Source organism: Massilia sp. 2TAF26, assembly GCF_052115005.1.
GTDB lineage: Bacteria > Pseudomonadota > Gammaproteobacteria > Burkholderiales > Burkholderiaceae_D > Telluria.
In genome coordinates this window covers 37756-60680 of sequence record NZ_JBFRFV010000031.1, presented here as the reverse complement: position 1 = coordinate 60680, position 22925 = coordinate 37756, and the positions used below count along the sequence as shown (strand labels likewise).

The following is a 22925-nucleotide window of genomic DNA, read 5'->3' as shown; positions in this document are numbered from 1 at the left end:
CATGAGGCCATCAACGCGAGSGCCGGCGAAMGAAAGCGCGGTGCGCTGCACATCCAGAACGTGAACGCCTATCACAGCCGGATGCGCACCTGGCTGCTGCCTTTCCGCGGCATCGCCAGCCGTTACCTGGACCACTACTTCGGCTGGCGCTGGGCGCTGGATGGGCAGCGTATTGCCAGCCCAGATGCCTTTTTGAGAGCGGCGCTGGGCAGATTCAACACTTAATGCAGACAGCGCCCTTTTTTACGCCTGCAAACTGCCCACGCCATGTCGTGATCGTTCTATATTGCTATCAATAACAATTGCACAATACCGATCATGAATGCTCCGTCCTCCCTGCGATTGCCCATTGCGCGCCTGTACCAGCCTTCGGTGGAAGTGTCGCCTTTCGTGCGCGGCTTCATCCTGCGCGATACCCGCGGCAGCGCGTTGCAGGGCGAGCAGCTGCTGAACCGCTTTCCCGCCAGCGCCCACTGCGTGATGACCTGGTTCCTGGAGGGCGAGGCCGAGCTGCTGTCGAATGGCGGCGGGCAGCAGGGTCAGCTGATGTCCGGCTGCGTGCTCAGCGGTTGCCAGACCCATCCGGTCGTCTCGCGCAACCGCGGCGATACCTGGGCCTTCATGGCGATGTTCTATCCGGACGCCTTTCAGGCCCTGTTCGGCATCGACCTGGCGCCGCTGCAGGACAGGTTCTTCCCGGCGCACGAAGTACTCCCCGCGCGCGGCCGCGAACTGGCCGACACCGTGTTCGCCGCCGCCTCGACGGCGGCCCGCCAGGCCCTGGTCGAGCGCTGCATCGTCGAGCACACCCGGCACCACAAGCTGCCGGCCTGGCTGCGCATCCGCCGCATGGGCAGCCGCATCACGCTGGGGATGGCCAGCAGCGTGCTCGGGATCGGGCCGCGCCAGCTGCAGCGCCTGGCCCTGCGCGAGCTGGGAACGAACCTGCAGACCCTGAACCGCCTGCGCCGCGGCGAGCGCAGTTTCCTGAGCGCCCAGCGGCGCTACTTTGCCGGCCAGCCGCTGGACCTCGCCAGCCATGCCCAGGAATGCGACTACGCGGACCAGTCGCACATGGCGCGCGAATGCAAGGCGCAGACCGGCCGCAGCCCCGCCCAGCTGGCGCGCGACGTCGCGCACGAAGAAGCCGATTGGGTCTACCGACTGGAGTTTGCCGATGAGTATGCAGATGAGGAAGCAATCCCGCCCGCCCGGTCCGCGTGACCGCGCCTTCGGCCTGGGCCTGCTGGCCGACATGGAAGACGACTACCTCGGCTTCTGGCGCCAGGCCCGGCACCGCTACGGCGACACGGTCTACATGCGCCACGGCTGGCTGCACCACTATGCCTTCATGCACCCGGACCAGGTGCGCGAAGCGCTGGTCGACAAGGCGCGTTCCTTCATCCGCTACGAGCAGCACATCAAGGTCATGCGCCAGCTGCACGGCAGGAGCGTGATGATCACCGAGGGCGAGACCTGGCAGCGCCAGCGCCGCACCCTGCTGCCGGCCTTCAGCCCGAAGCGCTTCGATGCCTACGCCATCCAGGTGACGGCGGCGGCGGCCGACGCCTTCGACAAGCTGCAAGCCGACGACGGCGCCGCGGTCGATGCCGAGCACACGATGAACATGCTGGCCATGGACATCATCCTGCGCACGATGTTCGGCAGCAGGGTGGAACAGGACACGGCGCGCATCGAACAGGCGATCCGCACGCTGGCGGCGATCGGCTATGCCGAGATGTTCCTGCCCTTCGCGATGCCGGCCTGGGCGCCGCTGCCGCGCCAGGCGCGCAAGCGCAAGGAACTGCGCCTGCTGGACGGCCTGGTGCGTTCGCACATCCGCGCACGCCGCAGCGGTGCCGGCGCAGGCAGGGACGACGACCTGCTCGGCATGCTGCTGGCGGCGCGCGACGAGACAAGCGGCGCACCGCTGCTTGAAGACGAGATCCGCGACCAGCTGATGACGATCTTCCTGGCCGGCCACGAGACCACCGCCACCGCGCTGGCCTGGGCAGCGTGGGCGCTGGCCGCCGATCCGCCGCTGGCTGCGCGCGTGGCTCACGAAGTCGACACGGTGCTCGGTCCGCGGGTGCCGGCGATGGCCGACCTGGCGCGGCTGCCCCTGCTGGCGGCCCTGGTCAAGGAAACCCTGCGCCGCTATCCGCCCGTTCCCGGGGTGCTGATGCGCCGTGCGATCGAGGACGTGCGGATCGGCGACTGGCTGGTGCCGAAGGGCAGCCTGGTGACGATCCCCTTCTTCGTCGCCCAGGGCGATGCGCGCTGGTTCCCGGAGCCGGAGCGCTTCGATCCGGCACGCTTCGACGCGCAAGCCACGCGCGAGCTGCCGCGTGGCGCCTACATCCCCTTCGGCGCCGGGCCGCGGGTCTGCATCGGCAACGGTTTCGCCTCGATGGAAATGGCGCTGGCCCTGGCGATGCTTGTGCAGCGCTTCACGCTCGCGCCGGCGCCCGGCCAGGCGGTGCCCGAGCCCCGCATGCAGGTGACCCTGCGTCCCGCCGGCGGACTGCGGCTGGTGCTGACGCCGCGCCCGCCCGCCGCGGCTGTCCCGCCGGCAAAGGAGGCCCTTCATGCCTGCCCCTTCCATGCATAGGCCGGCGGAACTGCCGCGCAGGCTGCACCGGATCGCGGCCGCTCTTGTTGCCGCCTACGTGCTGGTGCACCTGGCGAACCACCTCGCCGCGCTGCGCGGCATCGGCGCGCACATCGCCTTCATGCGGGCGGTGCGGCTGGTGAGCCGCGTGCCGGCGATGGAGGCGCTGCTGCTGCTCGGCGTCGCCGTCCAGGCAGGATCGGGGCTGTGGATGCTCGTGCGCCGCGCACGCGGCGGAGCGCCGCGCCGCCCGCTCTTCGAGCGCCTGCAGGCGTGGTCGGGCGCCTACCTGGCCTTCTTCCTGCTGGTGCACGTGGTGTCGGTGCTGTCCGGACGCGCCGTGCTCGGCCTGGACACGAACTTCTACTTTGCCGCGGCCGGCCTGCAGATCCGCCCCTGGCCGCTGTTCTTCGTGCCCTACTACGGCCTGGCGGTGGCGGCCCTGTTCGTCCACCTGGCCTGCGCGCTGCGGCGCCGCCTGCCGGCTCCGATGACGCCGGCCGTGCGCGAGCGCGCCGCGTGGGGAACGATCGCGCTGGGAGCCGTGCTGGCGGTCCTGATCGTGGCGGCCTTCAGCGGCATGTTCTACCCCATAGGCCTGCCGCCCGCCTACCGCGCCACCTTTTCATGAACGAGCAAGAAAAAACCCCGCCGAAGCGGGGTTTTCAAGAGCGGTTCAGCCCGGGAACAAGCGGCTTAGAACTTGTAGCCGACCGACAGGATGTACGAGTCCGGATCCAGCTTCATGTGCTGCTCCTGATTCGTCGAGAAATGCACATCGGTGTTCAGCTTGGTCTTGATGAAGGCCGCGTTGGCGAACCATTTCTCGTTGATGTTGAACTGCAGGCCGACCTGACCCGAATAGGTCCACTTGTTATCGATGCGGAAGGTGGTCGCGGTGCCGCCGCCCGGGTTGGTCAGGGCGGTCATCGCGAACGAGCCGGTTTCCTTCTGGAACATCGCATAGGTCACGCCCAGGCCGACGAAGGGACGAATCATCGCGTTCGGCGAGAAGAAGCGGTATTGCAGCAGGGCGATCGCCGGCAGGGCCTCGACGGTGCCCAGCTGGCCGGTGCCGGTGATGGAGCCGGCGCCGTACAGCTTGTGCTTGTACGGGGTGCCGATAGCGGTCTCGACCGAGATGTTGTCGGTCAGGCCGTAGGTGATGACGGCCACCGGCTGGGTGTCCTTGCTGACGTCGCCCAGCGAGTTCGGCAGTGCCGGCGCCGAAATCGCGCCGCTGGTCACGTGCGGTTTCAGCATGTTGGCGCCCACCGACACGGTGAACTGGCCCGCCGACTGCGCCGAAGCACCGGTCGCGGCGGCCAGCGCGCCCGCGGCCACCAGCAGCTTCACGAAATTGATACGTGCATTCATGTGTTTTCCTTGTTCTTATCCGTGAAAATTACAGCCAGCCCTTGATGGTCATCTGCTCCAGAACATAGCGCGCGATCAGCGAGTACTCGAACGGGGTCGGGTGCACGGAGTCGGCGAACATGTAGTGGCTGACGTCGCCAGCGATCAGATTGTTCTTGTTGCAGACCAGCGAGGAGCCGAGCGGATTCTTGGCGGCGCTCAGGTCGCAGGCCGGGGTCGTGGTATTGGTCAGGCCATACGGCGCCGGATTGAGCGCCTGGTCACGGCTGACGGCGGCCAGGTCGACGTACAGCACCTTGGCTTCGCCGGCGACGCTAGCCTTCAGCTGCGAGTTGAAGGCGTCGACCATGGCGGCGATCAGCTTCTGGGTATCGGCCGACTGCGCCTTCGCCGACGGCGAGATCGACACGTCCGGCAGGTTGTTCACGACCACATAGCCTGCGCCGTTGGCCAGGATCTGGGTCTTGACCAGTGCGCCGAGTTCGGCGCCGGCGGTGGCCAGGGCCTTGACCAGGTCCGGACCGTGGGCGGCCGAGTACGCCAGGCCGGCGGCTTGCGCGTCGGCGCCTGCCTTGGTGCCGATGGCGGTGGCGTTGGCGAGGGCGGCGGTGTTGCCGTTCTGGGCGGCGGCGGTGATCGCGGCCGTGATGATGGCCGGGGCGGCGCTGCCCTTGGCGGCTTCGGCCTGGATCGCTGCGCCGATCGCGGCGGCGCCGGTGGCCGGGTTGGCGGTGCCCGGAGCCAGCTGGGCCACCAGGCTCTGCGCCAGGGCCTGGCCGCCGGCGGCGGTGGCGCCGGCCGACAGTTCGCTAAGCTGCTCCAGAACGTCGTTGCCGCCTGACATGACGATGACCAGTTCATCGCCCTTGAACTTGCCGCCGACCTTCTTCAGGTGGTTGGCGATCTGGGTCACGACCGGCACGGTCATCTGGCCCAGCGAGATCGCGCCCGGCTTGTCGAGCGCCTTGTTGCCCGGGCCGATCGGGTTGGTCACCCGGGCGCCGCCCTGGGCGTAGTTGAAGCATTCCGGATGGTCGGTGACCGGCACCGAGAAGCCTGCGGATGCGGTGCCCTGCAGACCGGTCTGGGCCGCGCACGGGACCGGCAGGCCGAGCTGGGCTGCCATCAGTTGGGTGTAGTTCTTGCCGGTCAGTTCAGGGCTGACCGAGGTGTTGTTGCCGTTGATCGTGTACTGGCCGCCGCCCAGCGCTGCCACGCCGCCGACGGCATAGGTGCCGACGTCGGAAAGGCTGTCGCCGAAGGTGATCTGGTTGCTGAATTTGGTCTTGGGCGTCTGGTCGCCGCCGCGAGGGCCGTTACCACCGCAGGCGGTCAGAACGGCCGCGGTCAGCAGCGCGAGCGCGAAAGAGGTCTTACGCATTGTGTCTCCTAGATGAGTTTTTCTTTGCTTTTGAAACGAACGCCCGTGCTATTCGTATCCCAACTAATATGCCAGTGTTCGCACTAGTTGTATAGCGGAAAAGGCTTTGAGGCCGTTTCTCGACAACAATATTTACAACAGTGTGCTGATGAAGCCGGTGGGCGCTGGCGATTATAGCAACGCCACCGGGCTTGTCCTATGTAAAGAAGTGTATTCGAATCAAGCCTTAGCGAGACAGTACCGACTGGAAATAATCGCGGGTCGCCGCCATGCAGAAAGGAGCGACCAGGCCGGCGTGATAGCTGGACGCGACGGCGGCGTCGCCGTTCGCGGCGCGCAGGATGGTCCTGGCCGTCACGAAGCCGGCCTTGGCCGAACGGTAGGGGTCGTTCAGGCTGGGCGTGTCGTCGATGTCGAGCTCGGTAATGGCCGCGCCGCGGGCACGGAAATAGGCGGCCGTGGCGGTCGTGTTGAAGTACGGCACTGTCGGGTCGTCATGGCCGCCGCACAGCAGGGTCGGCGCAACCGGCAGGTAGCTGCGCAGGTCGTTCCTTACCAGCCATCTGCGCAGATTGTGTGCGGGCGCGCAGCCCAGGGGCGCGGCCGCGCTCTGGTCGCAGGGGTGGGCCGCCATGTCCGCCAAGTAGGCGGCGCGGTAATCGCTGCGGACCAGGTTGTTGGCGCCAAAATACTGGGTAGAGCCCGCCGCCTGTGGCATCGAGTCGGCCGCGAACAGCGCCGTCGCGGGCAGCTTGCCCTGGCTGACCAGCTCGCTGCTGCCCAGGGTGCCCGGCACCAGGTCGACGATGGTGGCGGTGTACTGCGCCTCGTAGACCTCGGCGGGCGTGCGGTAGATCGCCGCGCTGGCGTGCTGGGCCGCGTTGATGATGGTCGGCACGATCACGGTCGCGCCATCGCGCGGCGCGCCGCCGAACAGGTCGTCGCCGAAACGGGCGATCGCATACGGCCCCGACATGCCGGCCGCGGCGGTGAGCGTGAACTCGGCGTTGCCCAGTTCCTGCATCGCGCGCTGGGTGGCCAGCGCCACGAAGCCGCCCTGCGAATAGCCGGTGACCATCAGCTTGCCGGAATCGCGCACGCCGATGGCGCCGAAGCTGCTGCGCGCCGCGCGCAGGGCATCGATCATGTCGGCCGATTCCTGCACCCGGTCGAGGTAGGGGTGATAGCCCAGCGAGGAGCCGCCATAGCCGGCGTAGTTGGGCGCCACCACGATGAAGCCCTGGGCCGCGAACACGGCGGCGGCCAGGCGCGCTTCCGTGTTGTTGGCGATATCGGCCATGTCATAGGACTTCTGCAGCGAGGTGCCGTGGGCGTACAGCAGCACCGGACGCGAATTGCTGCAGGAGTTGCCGCCGCCGGAAGGCACGAAGATGGCCGCGCTGGCATCGGTCGCCTCGCCGGCGCCGCCGATGGTGTTGTAGTGCACGCGGTAGACCGAGACCGAACACTGGGGCTGGCCGGCCACCGCCAGGGTGCCGGTCTGGGCCGATTCCAGGAAGCCGGCCAGCACCGACGGCGACAGGGTGGTCAGGCTGGCGCCGCCGACACTCACGGCGACCGAGGAAGCCTGGCCGACCAGGCTGCCGCGGATGGGCGCGGGCAGCGGATCGGGATTGGCGACGCCGGCCGGGGTGCCGCCGGTGGTGGTGCCGCCGCTGCAAGCGGCAAGCAGGATGCCCAGGCCGAGGCTGAGGCCCAGGGTGTGGAGCAAACGCATGGGGATGTCCTTCTGACAAAACGAGGCTGTAAAACACGTCTTTTTTTGCACTGCAAAAAAAAGACTCCCCGCGCAGGCGGGGACCCAGGTTTGCTGGCGCTATCGAAACGCACCCAGAACTTGGGTCCCCGCCTGCGCGGGGACGACGGATAAATCAATTTCCCACAAGCATGCCTTCTACATGCCCGTTTGAGAAGTCTTCGTTTGTATCAGAGCTCGGTAGTGTTGTTTATCAGTCCGTGCACGATCCCGGTCGACCCGTGCGCGGCGCGGCGCAGGCGGTCGTTGACGCCCAGCCAGGCGCCATCCTGGGGCGGGGCCTCGACCAGGATCAGGTCGGCGCCGGCGCCGTCCATCGCGCGCAGCGCCGCGTACAAGGCATGCGCGAACCCGTCCGGCGTGGCCGGCAGGGCGATCTCGGCGTGCACCGGCGGCAGCGGAGAATAGTGGATCAGCGCGACCTTGCGGCCGGCGGCATGCAGGCGCTCCAGGGTGGCGGCCAGGGTGGCCGTGTCCTGCATCGCCACCGGCGTGTGCGGCGCGTAGTGCGATTCGAGGGTGCCGGATGCGCGCGGGGCCGCGGGGTCTGCTCCGGGGGCGTCCGGGCGGGCCGGCAGCCGGTCGATCACCGCGGCAACGGCCTCGGCCGAGATGTGGCCGGGGCGCAGCAGCACCGGGCCATGGGTCCGCAGGCGCGACAGGTCGACGATGGTCGATTCGATCCCGACCTCGCTCTGGCCGCCGTCCAGCACCGCGGCAATGCGTTCGTCGTTGCCGAATTCATCGCGCACGTGCTGGGCGGTGGTCGGACTGACGTGGCCGAACTTGTTGGCCGACGGCGCCGCCACGCCTCCCCTGCCGCCCTTGAAGGCCTGCAGCAGGCGGATCGCCACCGGGTGCGATGGGCAGCGGATGCCGACCGTGTCCTGGCCGCCGGAGACGGCATCGGGAATGTTCGGCGCGCGCTTGAGGATCATGGTCAGCGGGCCGGGCCAGAAGGCCTCGGCCAGCTGATACGCCTCGGAAGGAATGTCGGCGCACCAGTAATCGAGGGCGGCGCCGGGCGCCACGTGGACGATCACCGGATGATCCTGCGGGCGGCCCTTGGCGGCATAGATGGCGGCGACGGCCGCCGGATTCTCGGCGTCGGCGCCCAGGCCGTACACGGTCTCGGTCGGGAAGGCGACCAGCTTGCCGGCTTCGAGCGCGCGTGCGCCCGCGTCGATCCCGGCCTGGCCGGCTCCCACCGACTGTTGAAGCTCACTCACGGCGCGATCCCCAGGATGGCGCAGGCGGCTTCGAACTGGCGCTGCGCTTCAAGCAGGGTCGGCGCGACGAAGGTCACGTGGCCCATCTTGCGGCCGCGGCGCGGATCGTCCTTGCCGTACAGGTGCAGGTTGGCGCCCGGCAGGGCCAGCACCCGGTCCCAGGCCGGCTCGCGAGGCGTCGTGCTGTCGCCGTCGAACCAGACGTCGCCCAGGATATTCAGCATCACGCTGGGGGAATGCTGGCGCACGTCGCCCAGCGGCAGGCGCGCCATCGCCCTCACCTGCTGCGCGAACTGGCTGGTCACGCAGGCGTCGATGGTGTAGTGGCCGCTGTTGTGCGGACGCGGCGCCATCTCGTTGACGACCAGCGAACCATCCGCCAGCACGAAGAACTCGATGCACAGCACGCCGACGTAACCGAGTTCGGCGACGATCGCGCGCGCCGCATCCTGCGCCTTGCGCGCACACTCGGGCGACACGTTCGGGCCCGGCACGGTGGTGGTGAACAGGATGCCGTCGCGGTGCACGTTCTCGGCGATCGGATACACGACCGAGGCGCCGTCATGGCCGCGCGCGGTCAGCACCGATACCTCGTAGGCCAGCGGCAGCATCTTCTCCAGCAGGCAGGTCACCTTGCCCATGGACTCCCATGCGGCGCGCACGTCCTCGCGCGACCGCACGCGCACCTGGCCCTTGCCGTCATAGCCCATGCGCACCGTTTTCAGGATGCCGGGCAGCAGCTCATCGGCAACATCAGCGGCGATGGCGTCGACGTCTTCCGCCGATGTGATCACCTTGTGCGGCGCCGGCATCACGCCGGATTTGTCCGCGCAGGCCACGAAGAAGGACTTCTCGGCGATGCGGTCCTGGGCCACCGACACACCATGGGCGTTCGGTGCCACGAAGACCTGTTGCGCCAGCCGCGAGAGGCTGTCGGCCGGCACGTTCTCGAATTCGGTGGTCACCGCTGCGCATTGGGCGGCCAGCGCGTCCAGGCCGGCGGCATCCGTATAAGCGGCTTCGACCAGATGCTCGGCCACCTGCCCGGCCGGGCAATCGGCCGACGGTTCCAGCACGGCCACCTTGTAGCCCATGGCTTGCGCCGCCTGGGCGAACATGCGTCCCAGCTGGCCGCCGCCCATCACGCCCAGCCAGGTGGACGGGTTGGCGGCGGGCAGAAACGGTTTCACAGACTGATCACTCATCACTCATCACTTATGATTCAAGCGGAAGGGTCATGGCCTTGGCGGCGGCGGTCTGCTTCGCGCGGAAGTCTTCCAGCTGCGCGGCCAGCGCGTCATCGGTGGAGGCCAGCATCGCGACCGCGGTCAGGGCCGCGTTGGCGGCGCCGGCCTCGCCGATGGCGAAGGTCGACACCGGCACGCCTTTCGGCATCTGCACGATCGACAGCAGGGAGTCCTCGCCGCGCAGGTAGCGCGAGGGCACCGGCACGCCCAGCACCGGCACGATGGTCTTGGCGGCCACCATGCCCGGCAGGTGGGCGGCGCCGCCGGCGCCGGCGATGATGGCGCGCAGGCCGCGGCCACGCGCGCTGGTCGCATAGGCGAACATCTCGTCCGGCATGCGGTGGGCCGAGATCACCTGGGCTTCATGCGGCACGCCGAACTGCTTGAGGATGGCGACCGCATGCTGCATCACGTCCCAATCGGAATTGGAACCCATGATCACGCCAACTACGGGGTTCAATGCCGGTTTCTGATTCTGATCGGCCATCTCAGACCTTCAGCTTCTCGCCGGTCAGGCGTTCGATGGCTTCGAAATACTTGGCCTGGGTCTTCTCGATGACGTCCTGCGGCAGCGCCGGCGCCGGCGGGGTTTTTTGCCAATCGGTCAAAGTTTCGAGGTAGTCGCGCACGAACTGCTTGTCGAAGGACGGCGGCGACATGTCCGGCGCATAGGAATCGGCCGGCCAGAAGCGCGAGGAATCGGCGGTCAGGACTTCGTCCATCAGGTGCAGCACGCCGTTGTCGTCGAGGCCGAATTCGAACTTGGTGTCGGCGATGATGATGCCGCGCGTGGCCGCGTAGTCGGCGGCGGTCTTGTACAGCTGGATGCTGACGTCGCGGATCTTGTTGGCCAGCTCGCTGCCGATGCGCTGTTCCATGTCGGCGAAGCTGATGTTCTCGTCGTGCTCGCCCAGGTCGGCCTTGGCGGCCGGGGTGAACAGCGGCTCGGGCAGCTTGTCGGCCTGGCGCAGGCCGCTAGGGAGCTGGATGCCGCAGATGGCGCCGCTGGCCTGGTAGTCCTTCCAGCCGGAACCGATGATGTAGCCGCGCACGACGGCCTCGACCAGGATCGGCTTCAGGCGCTTGGCGACCACGGCGCGCCCCTTGACCTGATCCACTTCCTCAGGCGCCACCACGGATTCCGGCGCCACGCCGGTCAGGTGGTTCGGCACGATGTGGCCGAGTTTCTCGAACCAGAAATCGCTCATCTGGTTCAGCACCATGCCCTTGCCCGGGATCGGTTCGTTCATCACGACGTCGAAGGCGGACAGGCGGTCGGTGGTGACGATCAGGATCTTGTCGTCGCCGACGGCATAGTTGTCGCGGACCTTGCCGCGGCCGAGCAGTGGCAGGGAGGAAATAGTGGCTTGGTAGAGGCTTTTCATAGAAGGGGTATCTTGATAAAGCGAAACCGGCGGAGGATCCGCCGGTGGGGAGTGCGACATTTTACGTCATTTTTGACGCGCTGCCGCATCGGGCTGTCATTCCCGCTATCCCGTCGTTCCCGCGCAGGCGGGAACCCAAGTTCGCAGCTCGGCCACGTAAACTTGGACCCCCGCCTGCGCGGGGGCGACGTTTTAGCGCAGCGGGTTCGCTGTTACTGCGCGTTCTGCTACTTACTGCACGATCTGCGACAACTCGCCAGCCTTGTAACGCTCAGCCATCTTCTCGAGCGGAATCGGCTTGATCTTCGCAGCCATGCCTTCGCAGCCGAAGGAGATGTAGCGGGCCTTGCAGATCTGGGTGGCGGCTTCGCGGGCCGGCTTCAGGTAGTCGCGCGGGTCGAACTTCGACGGATTCTCGAACAGGTACTTGCGGATCGCGGCCGTCATCGCCAGGCGGATGTCGGTGTCGATGTTGATCTTGCGGACGCCGTGCTTGATGCCTTCCTGGATCTCTTCGACCGGCACGCCATAGGTTTCCTTCATGTCGCCGCCGAATTCGCGAATGATCGCCAGCAGTTCCTGCGGCACCGACGACGAACCGTGCATCACCAGGTGGGTATTCGGGATGCGGGCGTGGATTTCCTTGATGCGGTCGATGGCCAGGATGTCGCCGGTCGGCTTGCGGGTGAACTTGTAGGCGCCGTGCGAGGTGCCGATCGCGATCGCCAGCGCGTCGCACTGGGTCCTGGCGACGAAGTCGGCGGCTTGCGCGACGTCGGTCAGCAGCTCTTCGCGGGTCATGGTGCGGTCCGCGCCGTGGCCGTCTTCCTTGTCGCCCTTCATGGTTTCCAGCGAACCGAGCACGCCCAGTTCGGCTTCGACGGTCACGCCGATCGAGTGCGCGAACTTGACGACTTCCTTCGAGACTTCGACGTTGTACTCATAGGAGGCGACCGACTTGCCGTCGGCTTCCAGCGAGCCGTCCATCATGACGGAGGTGAAGCCCGAACGGATCGCGGCCATGCACACGGCCGGCGACTGGCCGTGGTCCTGGTGCATCACGACCGGGATGTGCGGATAGGCCTCGACGGCGGCGTCGATCAGGTGGCGCAGGAAGGCTTCGCCGGCATATTTGCGGGCGCCGGCCGAAGCCTGCATGATCACCGGGCTGCCGGTCTGATCGGCCGCGGCCATGATGGCCTGGACCTGCTCCAGGTTGTTGACGTTAAAAGCCGGCAGGCCGTAGCCGTGTTCGGCGGCGTGGTCCAGCAGTTGACGCATTGATACGAGTGCCATGGTTTTGCTCCAAACAATAAAAAAAACCTGTGTGGAACCTCGCCCGCGCATCGCTCCGCGAATCACTACCGTCGCCCCCGCGAAGGCGGGGGCCCAAGTTCTGCACGAGCTGTCGATACGCTGGCAAACTTGGGTTCCCGCCTCCGCGGGAACGACGTTGGTCGCGGGAACGACGGGTGTTACGAGGATTCCTTCAAAAAATTCTCAGCATCGCCAACACGCACGATCTTGAGCGCATTGGTACCGCCGGCCTGCCCCATCGGCGAACCCCAGGTCACAACGATCAGGTCGCCCTTGCGTACGACGCCTTCGCGCATGAGGAGTTCCTCGGCCTTGCGCAGCACGGCGTGGCTGCCGCCTTCCTGCATCAGGTGGAAGGAACGCACGTTGCGGTACAGCGAAGCCTTGCGCTGGGTCGTCTGCGACGGGGTCAGCGCGAAGATCGGGGTGTCGATCGAGTGGCGCGACATCCACAGCGCGGTCGAGCCCGATTCGGTCAGCGCCACGATCGCCTTCACGCGCAGGTGGTGGGCGGTGAACAGGGTGCCGTAGGCGATCGACTGGTCGATGCGGGTGAACTGCACGTTCAGGAAGTCGGCTTCCAGCTTGTTGTATTCGGACTGCTCGGCTTCCACGCAGATCGCCGACATCATTTCGACGGTCTCGACCGGATACTTGCCCGATGCGGTCTCGGCCGATGTCATCACGGCGTCGGTGCCGTCCAGCACGGCGTTGGCCACGTCCGACACTTCGGCGCGGGTCGGGACGGCGTTGACGATCATCGACTCCATCATCTGGGTCGCGGTGATCGCGAGCTTGTTCGATTCGCGCGCCATGCGGATCATGCGCTTCTGCAGCGCCGGCACGGCCGCGTTGCCGACTTCGACCGCCAGGTCGCCGCGGGCGACCATGATGCCGTCGGAGGCGTCCAGGATTTCCTGCAGCACCGGAATCGCTTCGGCGCGCTCGATCTTGGCAATCATCATCGGCTTGTGGCCGAAAGGCTCGCCGGCGATGTTGGCCAGCTGGCGCGCCATTTCCATGTCGGTGGCGCTCTTCGGGAAGGAGATGGCAAGGTAGTCGGCCTGGAAGCTCATCGCGGTCTTGATGTCTTCCATGTCCTTCGAAGTCAGGGCCGGCGCGGTCAGGCCGCCGCCCTGGCGGTTGATGCCCTTGTTGTTCGACAGCTCGCCGCCGACCTTGGTCGTGGTGTAGATCTCGTTGCCGACGACCTTGTCGACCACCAGCACGATCAGGCCGTCGTTCAGCAGCAGCTTGTCGCCCGGCTTGACGTCGCGCGGCAGGGCCTTGTAGTCGAGGCCGACGCGTTCCTGGTTGCCCAGCTCGCCGTTCTCGCCCCATTTGGCGTCCAGGATGAAGGGATCGCCATTGTTCAGGAAAATCTTGCCTTGCTCGAATTTACCGACACGGATCTTCGGACCCTGCATGTCGGCCATGATGGCCACTTCGCGGCCGCACTCGGCGGCGGCGCGGCGTACCAGGGCAGCGCGATCGATGTGGTCCTGCGCCCGGCCATGCGAGAAGTTCAGGCGTACGACGTCGACGCCGGCGCGGATCATCTTGACGAGAATGTCGAAATCGGTCGACGCAGGGCCGATGGTTGCTACGATCTTGGTGCCACGGTACATGGTTATCCTTCAATGAAAAGCGCAGCCTTGGGCTGCGCTAGGGTCTCACTCAGCTTCTACTTGGCGCTGCGTTGCAGCAGGATCTCCACTGCCGGAAGCGTTTTCCCTTCGAGGAACTCGAGGAAAGCGCCGCCGCCGGTCGAGATGTAGCCGATCTGGTCGGCAATATTGTATTTTGCGATGGCAGCCAGGGTGTCGCCGCCGCCGGCGATCGAGAAGCCCTTCGACTGCGCGATGGCGGTCGCCAGGGTCTTCGTGCCTTCGGCGAACTGGTCGAACTCGAACACGCCGACCGGGCCGTTCCAGACGATGGTGCCGGCCTTGGCGATCTGCTGGGCCAGGGCAGCGGCCGTCTTCGGGCCGATGTCCAGGATCATGTCGTCGTCGGCCACGTCCTTGACGTCCTTGACGGTGGCGGCGGCGGTCGGCGAGAACTCCTTCGCGCACACCACGTCCACCGGGATCGGCACGGTGGCGCCGCGCGCGGCCATCTTGTCGATGATGGTCTTCGCTTCACCCACCAGGTCGGCTTCCATCAGCGATTTGCCGACGTTCAGGCCGACGGCCTTCATGAAAGTGTTGGCGATGCCGCCGCCGACAATCAGGTTGTCGACCTTGTCGGCCAGGCTCTGCAGGATGGTCAGCTTGCTCGAGACCTTGGAGCCGGCGACGATGGCCAGCAGCGGACGCTGGGGTGCGTGCAGGGCTTTACCGAGCGCATCCAGTTCGGCGGCCAGCAGCGGGCCGGCGGCCACCACGGGCGCGAATTTCGCGATGCCGTGGGTGGTCGCTTCGGCGCGGTGGGCAGTGCCGAAGGCGTCGTTGACGTAGACGTCGCACAGCTTGGCCATCTTCTGGGCCAGCGCGTCGTCGTTTTTCTTTTCGCCCTTGTTGACGCGGCAGTTTTCCAGCAGCACGACCTGGCCCGGCGCGACATCCACGCCATCGACCCAGTTCTGCTTCAGCTCGACCGGCTGGCCCAGCAGCTCGGACAGGCGCTTGGCGACCGGCGCCAGGCTGTCTTCCGGCTTGAATTCGCCCTCGGTCGGACGGCCCAGGTGGGAAGTCACCATCACGGCCGCGCCTGCCTGCAGGGCATCGCGGATCGCGGGCACGGAAGCGCGCACGCGGGTATCTTCGGTGATGTTGCCGGCATCGTCCTGGGGAACGTTCAGGTCGGCGCGAATGAAGACGCGTTTACCTTTCAGCGCGCCCTGGTCGATCAGGTCTTGCAAGCGGGTGAAATTGAGGACAGCCATGTCAGCGTGGATCCGGTAGAGATTAGTGGAAAAAACGTTATTCTACCTTAGGCGTTGTTGCCGAAAACATGAAACACACGCAACAGTGTCAGTACCAGCATACCGAACACGATGGTCTGCAGCATGGCCCGCCGCCACAGGTAAAACGCGAGGGCGGCCACGCCGGCCAGCAGCTTCGGATTGGCCAGCGCCAGTTGCAGCTCGCCCTGCGGGCCCAGCACCATGTCCGGGAAGACGATGGCGGCCAGGGCGCAGGCCGGCGCATAGCGCAGCATCTCCTGGACCCGCGGCGGGATCGTCACCTTGTGGCCGACCAGCCAGAAGGCGCTGCGGGTGCAGGCCGTGGCCACGCCCAGCACCAGGATGATGATCCAGATCTCCCAGTCAGCCATGGCGCACCCGGCGTTTCTGCACGGTCTCCTCGAAGACCATCGCGGTGACCATGCCGGCCAGCACCGCCGCCAGCAAGCCCAGCTTGTACGGCAGGCCGTGCGCCAGCACCGCCGTGACGCCGGCCACCAGCACGCCGCACAGGGCCGCGCTGTTGATGATCAGGGGCACCATGATGCACAGGATGGCCAGGGTGCCGGCAAAGCCGAGCTGCCATTCGGTCGGCACGGCGCTGCCGAGGAAGATGCCGATCAGGGAGCCGATCTGCCAGGCGACCCAGTTCGGGTACATCAGCCCCTTCAGGAAGGCCAGCTTGCCGGGCTCGGGCTTCGAGGTCGGATAGCGCTGCAGGAACAGGGCGATCGAGACGTCGCCGGAGATATAGCCGAGATAGAAACGCTGCCACAGCGGCAGGTGGGCAAAATGCGGCCCCAGCAGGGCGGAAAAGATCACGAAGCGCAGGTTGACGACCAGGGCCGTCAGGAAGATCACCCAGACCGGGGCGCCGGCGGCGATCAGCGGCAGCGAGGCCAGCTGGGCGGAACCTGCGAACGCGACCAGGGTCATGCCGCTGGCCTGGGCCACGGTGAGGCCGCTCTTGACCATCGCGACACCGACCACCATGCCCCAGGCGCCGATGCCGAACAGGGTAGGAAAACCGGTCTGGAAACCTTCGCGCCAGCCGCGCGCCTCCGCCTGCGGGTCCAGCACCTGCGAGTCCGGCTGCAACTGGTTCATGTCGCGTTCCTGCAACATTCAAGGGAAACCAGCAGCGCGGCGGACGGGTGGCGTTCGAGCATGGAACGGGATCGGTGATAGTGCGAGAGAATTTCCTGGAAGGAAAACTACTCGACAGTAATCGGCCCGCTATTCTACCGGACCATTCCGGCAATCAGTGCGAATCCGTTAAAATCATGGCTTCGAATATTTCGCAATGACGGAGAAGTCAAAACATGAACGAGAAGACCATTCCTGTGGTGGAACTGGAAGCCAAGGACCTGCCGGCCTACTGCCCGAACCCGGCGATGCCGTTGTGGTCGTCCCACCCGCGCGTCTTCCTGGATTTCGATCATCACGGCCACGCCAAGTGCCCCTACTGCGGCACCCAGTACCAGCTGAAGCCGGGCACCGTACTGTCGCACCACTGATCGACACTACTTTAGCCCCGTCCTGGCCGTGAGCCGCTACTGCGCCGAGTGCAGCCCCCTGTTCGAGGGCATGCCCGGCTATCGGGCGCCGTTCTGGCTCCCCGGCGGCGACCTGCAGACGATCTACCCGGCCGTCCGCATCGCGAAGCCCGACGTCGCCTTCCGGCGTGAACGCTGGGATACGCCCTGCGGCCAGGATTTCATCGACGTCGATTTCGTCGACGGACAGCCGGGGGCGCCGTTCGTAATGCTGTTCCACGGCCTGGAAGGCTCGTCGAACAGTCATTACGCGCGCGCCCTGATGGCGGCTGTCCAGGCGCGCGGCTGGCAAGGCGCGATCCCGCATTTCCGCGGCTGCTCCGGCGAAGCCAACCTGGCGCCGCGCTTCTATCACTCCGGCGACGCCGAAGAGCTCGACTGGATCATCCGCCGCCTGCGTCCGCGCTTCGACGGTCCCTTCTACGTGGCCGGCGTCTCGTTGGGCGGCAATGCCCTGCTGCGCTGGCTGGGTGAGCAGCAGCATGGCGCCGACATCGTCGATGCGGCCGTGTCCGTGTCGGCCCCGCTCGACCTGGCGGCCGGCGGCGCGGCGCTGTCGAACGGTTTCAACCGCCTGTACACGCGCATGTTCCTGGAAACCCTGAAGCCCAAGGCGCTGGCCAAGCTGGAGCACTTTCCCGGCCTGTTCGACCGCGCCGCCCTGCTCGCCTCACGCGACCTGTACAGCTTCGACAACGTCGTCACCGCGCCGCTGCACGGCTACCGCGACACCGACGACTACTGGCACCGCGCCAGCGCCAAGCACGTGCTGCACGACATCACCGTGCCGACCCTGGTGCTGAACGCGCGCAACGATCCTTTTTTGCCGGGCAAGCACCTGCCGGAAACGGCATCGCGCGCCGTCACGCTGGAATATCCAGAGACCGGCGGCCACGTCGGCTTCCCGGCCGGTCCTTTCCCCGGCCGCAAGGCCTGGCTGCCGCGCCGCATCCTGCACTTCTTCGACGAAGTGCGGGGACAGGCGCACGCGCGCGCCGGCGCCAGCACGACTATGCCAAGCTTGACCTCATGGACGACATCGTAAAACAGGCAATGGCCAAGTGGCCGAACGTGCCGCACTGCTATGGCTGGCTGGCACTCGACGCGCGCGGCGTCTGGCGCATGCGCGACGAAACCGCCCAGCGCGCCGAAGCGCCGGGCGACAAGCTGACCAATGCCGCCCTGGTCGGCTTCATCAACCGCAACTACCTGCATGACGAGCGCGGCTGCTGGTATTTCCAGAACGGCCCGCAGCGGGTCTATGTGAACCTGGAAGCCACGCCCTTCATCGCCCGCACCGATCCGGCCCAGGGCCTGGTCCTGCATACCGGCCAGGCGATGGCGGCGCCGGAACAGGTGTTCATGTTCGAGACCGGCAGCATCGCCTTGCGCGCCGGCGAACAGCTGGCCCAGCTCGACGACCGCGACGTGGCCCAGCTGCTGCAGGCGATGGAACTGGACGGCAAGCCGGTGGCGGATGAAGGATTGATGGCCTGGCTCGAAGGCGGCCCGGGCCGGCTGGCCCTGCGCTGGCAGGGCCGCGAGATCGCGGTGGAACGTGTGACGCTGGAAGAGGCGGCGCAGCGTTTCAGTTTCGTGCAGCGACCGGACCTCTTGATCGGTCAGAAATAATATTTCATTTTTGGCAGTAAAATGAAAGATTGTTTCATTGGCTGCGGCGCTGCTGCATCTTGCGCTCGAGCGTACTCATCGAGCCGATATCATCGCCGAAACCGGAGCGGGTATCGTTGCCGAAGCCGGGCGCGCTGCCCGAGCTGCTCTCGATCTTGAATGTAGGCTTGCCTTCCGCCAGGTTGTCGCGGTCTTTCTTTTCCTTCTTCTCGTCCTTCTGGCGCTGCTGCAGCTCGCGCTCGCGGGCGTCGATCACGGCCTGGTCGTAGAAGGACACGTCCTGGGCCTTGCGCGCCATGTTCAGCTGGTCGACCGCGGCCGGCACCGCGCCGGTCAGTACATAGGATTCTGCCAGCGCCATGTGCTGCAGCGCGATCTTGCCCTGGGCCGCATAGGTCTTGGCCAGCTGGTCGTAGAGCTTGGGCTCCTCGCGGTACTGCTGGACCTGGTCGCGGAGGAAAGTAGCCGCCTGGTCCAGCTTGCCGGAAGCGATCATCGCGTCGGCGTACTGGCGCGCCAGCATGCGCGACAGCGGGAACTTCTGGTGCGCCTGCTCGGCTTCCTGCGCCGCCTGCGCCAGCACTTCCGGCGGCTGGCCCGGAGCCAGCTTGATCTCGGTGCCGAGGCTGGCGAACATGGCCGCGCCGTCCGAACTGGTGCGCTCGGCGGACAGCACGCCCGGCCGCGGCTTCATCGAAGCCTTCGCCTTGTCGAGCCAGCTCTGCGCCAGCTTCAGGTCGCCCTGCTTGAGCGCGAGGAAGGACAGGCCGTACATGGCGGCAGTCTGCTGCTGGGTGTTGTCCTGCCTGAGCTGGGTTTCGAACGCCCCCTTGCTGTCGTCGTAGCCCTTGGCGCTCGGATCCTGCAGCACGCGGGCGCGGGCGCGCACCAGGTGGAATTCGATGGAATCCGGGCGGATGTGGCCGGGCTTGGGCGCTTCGCGGATCCGGTTCTGGATGTCGGCGATGCGCTCGCCGGTCAGCGGGTGGCTCGACAGCCAGGCCGGCGCCTCGCCGTACAGGCGGGTCGTGCCCTGCAGGCGCTTGAAGAAGGACACCATGCCGGAAGTGTCGTAACCGGCCGCGCGCATGGTCTGGAAGCCGACGCGGTCGGCCTCGCGCTCGGCGTCGCGGCTGAAATTCAGCTGGCGCTGGATGGCCAGGCCCTGCCCGCCCATCACCACGCCCATCGCCGCATCGGCGCCGCCGCCGGCCTTGCCGACCAGCGCCGCCAGGATCAGCGCCGCCAGCGGCAACAGCGCATCCTGCTTCTGCTGCCCCAGCATGCGCGCGATGTGGCGCTGCTGCACGTGGCCGATCTCGTGCGACAGCACCGAGGCCAGCTCGGACTCGTTCTGCGCCGCGATCAGGAGCTGCGAATGCACGCCGATGAAGCCGCCGGGCAGCGCGAAGGCGTTGATCATCGGATCGCGCACGGCGAAGAAGAAGAAATCGGCATTCGTCTCGCCGCGCGCGCCGGGCGCGAAGGAGACCAGGTTCTCGCCGAAATTGTTCAGGTACTCGACGATGGCATCGTCATCGAGGTAGTCGCGGTCGCGCCGGATGTCGTTCATGATCTCCTCGCCAAGCTTGCGCTCGATGACGGGAGACAGGTCGGCGCGCGCGGCATCGCCGAGCGTCGGCAGGGTGGCGTCCGGGGTGCGCAGGACGGGCGTGGCCGGCACGGTCGGCGCCGCCAGCGCGAGGGTGGCAGTGGCGCCCAGACAGATGGCGCTCACGAGCGAGCGCCAGCGCAGGCGGCGCGAGGTGGTCATTCCTGATGGTGAAAGCTGCAACATCGCTGGATTCGGGGTCGATTTCACGGTGCTATCATACCTTCTTCCGGCCCATTGTCACCGCTGGACCATATTCCGCTTAACGTTCTCTTAATATTCGATTACAACAATATGTCCACCCAGGATTCGCCACTGACCCACTTCGACGCCACCGGCCAGGCCCATATGGTCGACGTCGGCGCCAAGCAGGAAACCCATCGCATCGCCGTGGCCGCCGGTACCATCCGCATGAAGCCGGAGACCCTGGAGCTGATCCGCTCCGGCTCTGCGAAAAAGGGCGACGTGCTGGGGATCGCGCGCATCGCGGCGATCATGGGGGCGAAGCGGACCAGCGACCTGGTGCCCTTGTGCCATCCGCTGGCCATCACGCGGGTGGCGGTGGATTTCGAAGTCGACGCTGCTGCGAATGCCGTTCACTGCCGCGCCCAGGTCGAAACCGTCGGCAAGACCGGGGTCGAGATGGAGGCGCTGACCGCCGTGCAGGTCGGGTTGCTGACCATTTATGACATGTGCAAGGCGGCGGATCGCGGCATGGTGATGACCAATGTGCGGGTGCTGGAAAAGCACGGCGGCAAATCCGGCGACTGGACCGCGGCGGTGTAAGCCCCTACTTCGGCGAAAACGCCATGCACCAGCCATCCGGGCTGACCGGCCCGGCGACGATATTGCAGGTCCCGAGGGCCTGCCCGGCCGCCGGCGGAACGAAGGCCGTGCAGTTCGCGCAGTGCTTGCCCTCGTTCGGGCGGTCCTGGTAGTGAAAGTCCTCTTTGCGCGCCGTACCTGCGCGCGCCGCAGTACTCCCGCCGGCCAGCGGCAGCAGCAGCAATACCGGCAGCGCGGACGCCATCGTCCCCAGCACGCGGCGGCGTGCCAATTGATACTCATCCATGATCGACTCCTCTCGAGGAAAGCGGGGGCTCAGAACAAGGGTTAGAACATGAACCATCCCAGCAGATAGACGGTGTCGTTGTCGGAAGCCTTGCGGCCGAAGCCGTCGTAGTTCGTCCTGGCGCCGTTGAACTTGTCGTAGTGCGTAAACTGGAGCATCAGGCGGATGTCCCGGCGCGGCAGGTAATTGAATTCCAGGATGGTGCCTGAACTGTTGGGACTGCCGTTGCCGCTGCCGGTGATCGCCTCACCCGTGTTGTAGAGGCCGTTATCGGCCGTGCCGTGGATATTGAAGCGGCCCAGGTTGATGCCGTATTTCTTGTCGTAGTAATAGCTCGCCTTGGCCCGGAACGAGTCCAGCCTGTCGCTGTGGTTGCTGGCCGGCGCATTGGGATTCCAGGTCTGCCATTCGCGCGTGTAGTCGAACTGCGCCGAGATCCGGTGCCGGTCCGTGATGTACTGGTATTGCGCATCGACGCCGATGTCGCGGAAGTGATCGGTCGGCCCCGTCAGCAGCTGGTTATCGGGGAAGACCTTGGCGACCAGGCCATAGGTGCCGATCATCGCCGACTGCTTGCCGCCCTCCCATTCGTGCTGCAGCGCCAGCCGCCAGTAGGGGTTGTAGCCGTCCAGGGCTGCCGCGCTGGCCTTGTCGATGCCCAGCCTCAGCGGCGAGAACAAATGGTTGCTGGTGCGGTAGGCCGTGACTTCCGCATACAGCGTGTTCCGCCACAGGGCATAGACGCCGCCGCCGGCCACTTGCTGCCCCAGGTTTTCGATCAAGGGCGCGGCCGCGGGCACGTTCGCCGTCGGCGACGAAGCGTACGGAAAGCCCCAGGTGCTGGTCGTGTTGTAGACGTCCTGCACCTGCGGGTTGTTGTGCAGGGTGAAGCCGTAGAGCAGGTCGTCCTTGCCCAGGCTGAGGTGGTTCGCGTAGCGCAGGTCGACGTTGTCGATGCTGGCACGGTGTTCGACACCGTCGTAGGTCGCCTGCGAAAAGATGCCGACATGGTCGCTGAGCTTGCCGTTAAAGAAGAGGCTCACCTGCTGCAGCACGACGTCGCGGTCCATTGGAAAGTTCTGCCTGAAGCCGGCGTCGGCCTTGCTCGTGCTCGAATATCCCACCTGGAGCATGCCGGCCACCGGCAGGGTCAGCTTCTTGCCCAGCGTGTAGCCGTTCAGCTTGAACTGCCTGCCGGTAGGCGTGAGTTCGGGCCAGCTGAAGTGGCAGGTAAAGCAGTCCAGCCCGGTCTGGCGCGCGAAACTGGGAACCGCCTGGGCCGGCATCGCGCTGCATGCCAGCAGCGCGCCGGCAAGTACCGCACGCCACGGAATCTTGATGGAAGTTGTCATGACGATGCCCTCGCTGGGATTGACTCGAACCCCGCGCCTGTCATGTGCAGGCGCAGGAGGTGTCGGTTAATCCCGCCCGCGGGCAGCGGGGTTCATCCCGTCGATGCTTGACTTGTGTGGGGAATTGGCAGGTATGATGTGCACACACCGGAGGAGTGGATGCGCAAAGACCCTCTTTACCGCAAGGCCGGCATGAGCGTCAAAGACGCCATCGGCATTGCCCTCGCCGCCGCCGGCCTGGTGCTGTCGGCCCTGGGCCGGTCCGTGCTTGGCCAACCCGCCCTGCTGTACGGTGGGACGCTGCTCATCATCGGCCTCCTCATCGTCTACCTCGCCAAGCGGCAGCGGCCAATCGACGAGAATCTGGAGGACCTCAATTTTTCGGGCGACGGCGACTATCTGTCCGGCTCGCACGGCCCCGATCTCCCCGACGACTAATTCCCCATCATCCTTTCCACATGTTAAATTG

Annotated in this window: 23 protein-coding genes and 1 pseudogene; 9 read left to right on the top strand and 15 right to left on the bottom strand. The window is 66.3% G+C overall.

Annotated features, from left to right (window positions below; all coding sequences use genetic code 11):
• The 4 genes and pseudogenes from AB4Z32_RS23560 to AB4Z32_RS23545 form a co-directional block, all read left to right on the top strand.
• Window positions 1-225, top strand: a pseudogene (locus AB4Z32_RS23560) (hypothetical protein); the annotation flags it as partial.
• Between the two features lie 93 nt (window positions 226-318).
• Window positions 319-1224: a helix-turn-helix domain-containing protein gene (locus AB4Z32_RS23555; RefSeq protein ID WP_442124299.1), complete on the top strand. Its 906-nt coding sequence runs from the start codon at window positions 319-321 to the stop codon at window positions 1222-1224.
• Entirely contained in the window at window positions 1190-2611 is a 1422-nt protein-coding gene (locus AB4Z32_RS23550; protein WP_442124298.1) for a cytochrome P450, read from the top strand. Before AB4Z32_RS23555 ends, AB4Z32_RS23550 begins: the two co-directional genes overlap by 35 nt.
• Window positions 2589-3242, top strand: a complete 654-nt coding sequence (locus AB4Z32_RS23545; RefSeq protein ID WP_442124297.1) for a hypothetical protein — start codon at window positions 2589-2591, stop codon at window positions 3240-3242. Before AB4Z32_RS23550 ends, AB4Z32_RS23545 begins: the two co-directional genes overlap by 23 nt.
• A gap of 65 nt (window positions 3243-3307) precedes the next feature.
• Here AB4Z32_RS23545 and AB4Z32_RS23540 read toward each other — a convergent pair whose 3' ends face one another.
• The 12 genes from AB4Z32_RS23540 to AB4Z32_RS23485 all read right to left on the bottom strand — a co-directional run bounded on the left by AB4Z32_RS23540 (window position 3308) and on the right by AB4Z32_RS23485 (window position 16339).
• Window positions 3308-3988: an OmpW/AlkL family protein gene (locus AB4Z32_RS23540; protein WP_442124296.1), complete on the bottom strand. Its 681-nt coding sequence runs from the start codon at window positions 3986-3988 to the stop codon at window positions 3308-3310.
• Window positions 3989-4016: 28 nt separating this feature from the next.
• Entirely contained in the window at window positions 4017-5369 is a 1353-nt protein-coding gene (locus AB4Z32_RS23535; RefSeq protein ID WP_442124295.1) for an SGNH/GDSL hydrolase family protein, read from the bottom strand.
• Between the two features lie 226 nt (window positions 5370-5595).
• The gene (locus AB4Z32_RS23530; protein WP_442124294.1) at window positions 5596-7107 is read right to left on the bottom strand and encodes an alpha/beta hydrolase family protein; all 1512 of its coding nucleotides are present in this window, start codon (window positions 7105-7107) and stop codon (window positions 5596-5598) included.
• A 209-nt stretch (window positions 7108-7316) separates the two neighbouring features.
• Window positions 7317-8375, bottom strand: a complete 1059-nt coding sequence (locus AB4Z32_RS23525) for an L-threonylcarbamoyladenylate synthase (RefSeq protein WP_442124293.1) — start codon at window positions 8373-8375, stop codon at window positions 7317-7319.
• The gene (locus AB4Z32_RS23520) at window positions 8372-9580 is read right to left on the bottom strand and encodes a 5-(carboxyamino)imidazole ribonucleotide synthase (RefSeq protein WP_442124292.1); all 1209 of its coding nucleotides are present in this window, start codon (window positions 9578-9580) and stop codon (window positions 8372-8374) included. Before AB4Z32_RS23520 ends, AB4Z32_RS23525 begins: the two co-directional genes overlap by 4 nt.
• Before the next feature lie 10 nt (window positions 9581-9590).
• Window positions 9591-10109, bottom strand: a complete 519-nt coding sequence (gene purE / locus AB4Z32_RS23515; protein WP_442124291.1) for a 5-(carboxyamino)imidazole ribonucleotide mutase — start codon at window positions 10107-10109, stop codon at window positions 9591-9593.
• A gap of 1 nt (window position 10110) precedes the next feature.
• Window positions 10111-11007: a phosphoribosylaminoimidazolesuccinocarboxamide synthase gene (locus AB4Z32_RS23510; RefSeq protein ID WP_442124290.1), complete on the bottom strand. Its 897-nt coding sequence runs from the start codon at window positions 11005-11007 to the stop codon at window positions 10111-10113.
• 231 nt (window positions 11008-11238) lie between these two features.
• Window positions 11239-12303, bottom strand: coding sequence for a class II fructose-bisphosphate aldolase (gene fba, locus AB4Z32_RS23505; protein WP_442124289.1), 1065 nt, complete (start codon window positions 12301-12303; stop codon window positions 11239-11241).
• Window positions 12304-12482: 179 nt separating this feature from the next.
• Entirely contained in the window at window positions 12483-13952 is a 1470-nt protein-coding gene (gene pyk, locus AB4Z32_RS23500) for a pyruvate kinase (RefSeq protein ID WP_442124288.1), read from the bottom strand.
• Between the two features lie 56 nt (window positions 13953-14008).
• Window positions 14009-15211, bottom strand: coding sequence for a phosphoglycerate kinase (locus tag AB4Z32_RS23495; protein ID WP_442124287.1), 1203 nt, complete (start codon window positions 15209-15211; stop codon window positions 14009-14011).
• Window positions 15212-15258: 47 nt separating this feature from the next.
• Complete coding sequence (locus AB4Z32_RS23490) at window positions 15259-15603, bottom strand: AzlD domain-containing protein (RefSeq protein ID WP_442124286.1); 345 nt, start codon at window positions 15601-15603, stop codon at window positions 15259-15261.
• Entirely contained in the window at window positions 15596-16339 is a 744-nt protein-coding gene (locus AB4Z32_RS23485; protein WP_442124285.1) for an AzlC family ABC transporter permease, read from the bottom strand. Before AB4Z32_RS23485 ends, AB4Z32_RS23490 begins: the two co-directional genes overlap by 8 nt.
• Window positions 16340-16554: 215 nt before the next feature.
• Here AB4Z32_RS23485 and AB4Z32_RS23480 point away from each other — a divergent pair, with 215 nt between their 5' ends.
• The 3 genes from AB4Z32_RS23480 (at window position 16555) to AB4Z32_RS23470 (ending at window position 18420) form a co-directional block, all read left to right on the top strand.
• The gene (locus AB4Z32_RS23480) at window positions 16555-16749 is read left to right on the top strand and encodes a zinc-finger domain-containing protein (RefSeq protein ID WP_052234051.1); all 195 of its coding nucleotides are present in this window, start codon (window positions 16555-16557) and stop codon (window positions 16747-16749) included.
• Between the two features lie 70 nt (window positions 16750-16819).
• On the top strand, window positions 16820-17833 hold the full coding sequence (locus AB4Z32_RS23475; protein ID WP_442124301.1) for a YheT family hydrolase: 1014 nt from the start codon (window positions 16820-16822) through the stop codon (window positions 17831-17833).
• Window positions 17818-18420 (top strand): DUF2946 family protein, encoded by a 603-nt coding sequence (locus AB4Z32_RS23470; RefSeq protein ID WP_442124284.1) that lies wholly within the window; start codon window positions 17818-17820, stop codon window positions 18418-18420. Before AB4Z32_RS23475 ends, AB4Z32_RS23470 begins: the two co-directional genes overlap by 16 nt.
• A 34-nt stretch (window positions 18421-18454) precedes the next feature.
• Here AB4Z32_RS23470 and AB4Z32_RS23465 read toward each other — a convergent pair whose 3' ends face one another.
• The gene (locus AB4Z32_RS23465; RefSeq protein ID WP_442124283.1) at window positions 18455-20194 is read right to left on the bottom strand and encodes a M48 family metalloprotease; all 1740 of its coding nucleotides are present in this window, start codon (window positions 20192-20194) and stop codon (window positions 18455-18457) included.
• A 132-nt stretch (window positions 20195-20326) separates the two neighbouring features.
• Between AB4Z32_RS23465 and moaC the strand changes: the two genes are divergently transcribed.
• Window positions 20327-20818, top strand: a complete 492-nt coding sequence (gene moaC, locus AB4Z32_RS23460; RefSeq protein WP_442124282.1) for a cyclic pyranopterin monophosphate synthase MoaC — start codon at window positions 20327-20329, stop codon at window positions 20816-20818.
• A 4-nt stretch (window positions 20819-20822) separates the two neighbouring features.
• Here moaC and AB4Z32_RS23455 read toward each other — a convergent pair whose 3' ends face one another.
• Both AB4Z32_RS23455 and AB4Z32_RS23450 read right to left on the bottom strand, forming a co-directional pair.
• Window positions 20823-21104 carry a high-potential iron-sulfur protein gene (locus AB4Z32_RS23455; protein WP_442124281.1) on the bottom strand — a complete coding sequence of 94 codons (282 nt, stop codon included), beginning with the start codon at window positions 21102-21104 and terminating at the stop codon, window positions 20823-20825.
• A 41-nt stretch (window positions 21105-21145) separates the two neighbouring features.
• Window positions 21146-22456 carry a cytochrome C gene (locus AB4Z32_RS23450; protein WP_442124280.1) on the bottom strand — a complete coding sequence of 437 codons (1311 nt, stop codon included), beginning with the start codon at window positions 22454-22456 and terminating at the stop codon, window positions 21146-21148.
• Between the two features lie 159 nt (window positions 22457-22615).
• On the opposite strand from AB4Z32_RS23450, the gene AB4Z32_RS23445 reads away from it, so the two are divergent.
• The gene (locus AB4Z32_RS23445; RefSeq protein WP_442124279.1) at window positions 22616-22894 is read left to right on the top strand and encodes a hypothetical protein; all 279 of its coding nucleotides are present in this window, start codon (window positions 22616-22618) and stop codon (window positions 22892-22894) included.
• Window positions 22895-22925 lie beyond the last annotated feature (31 nt).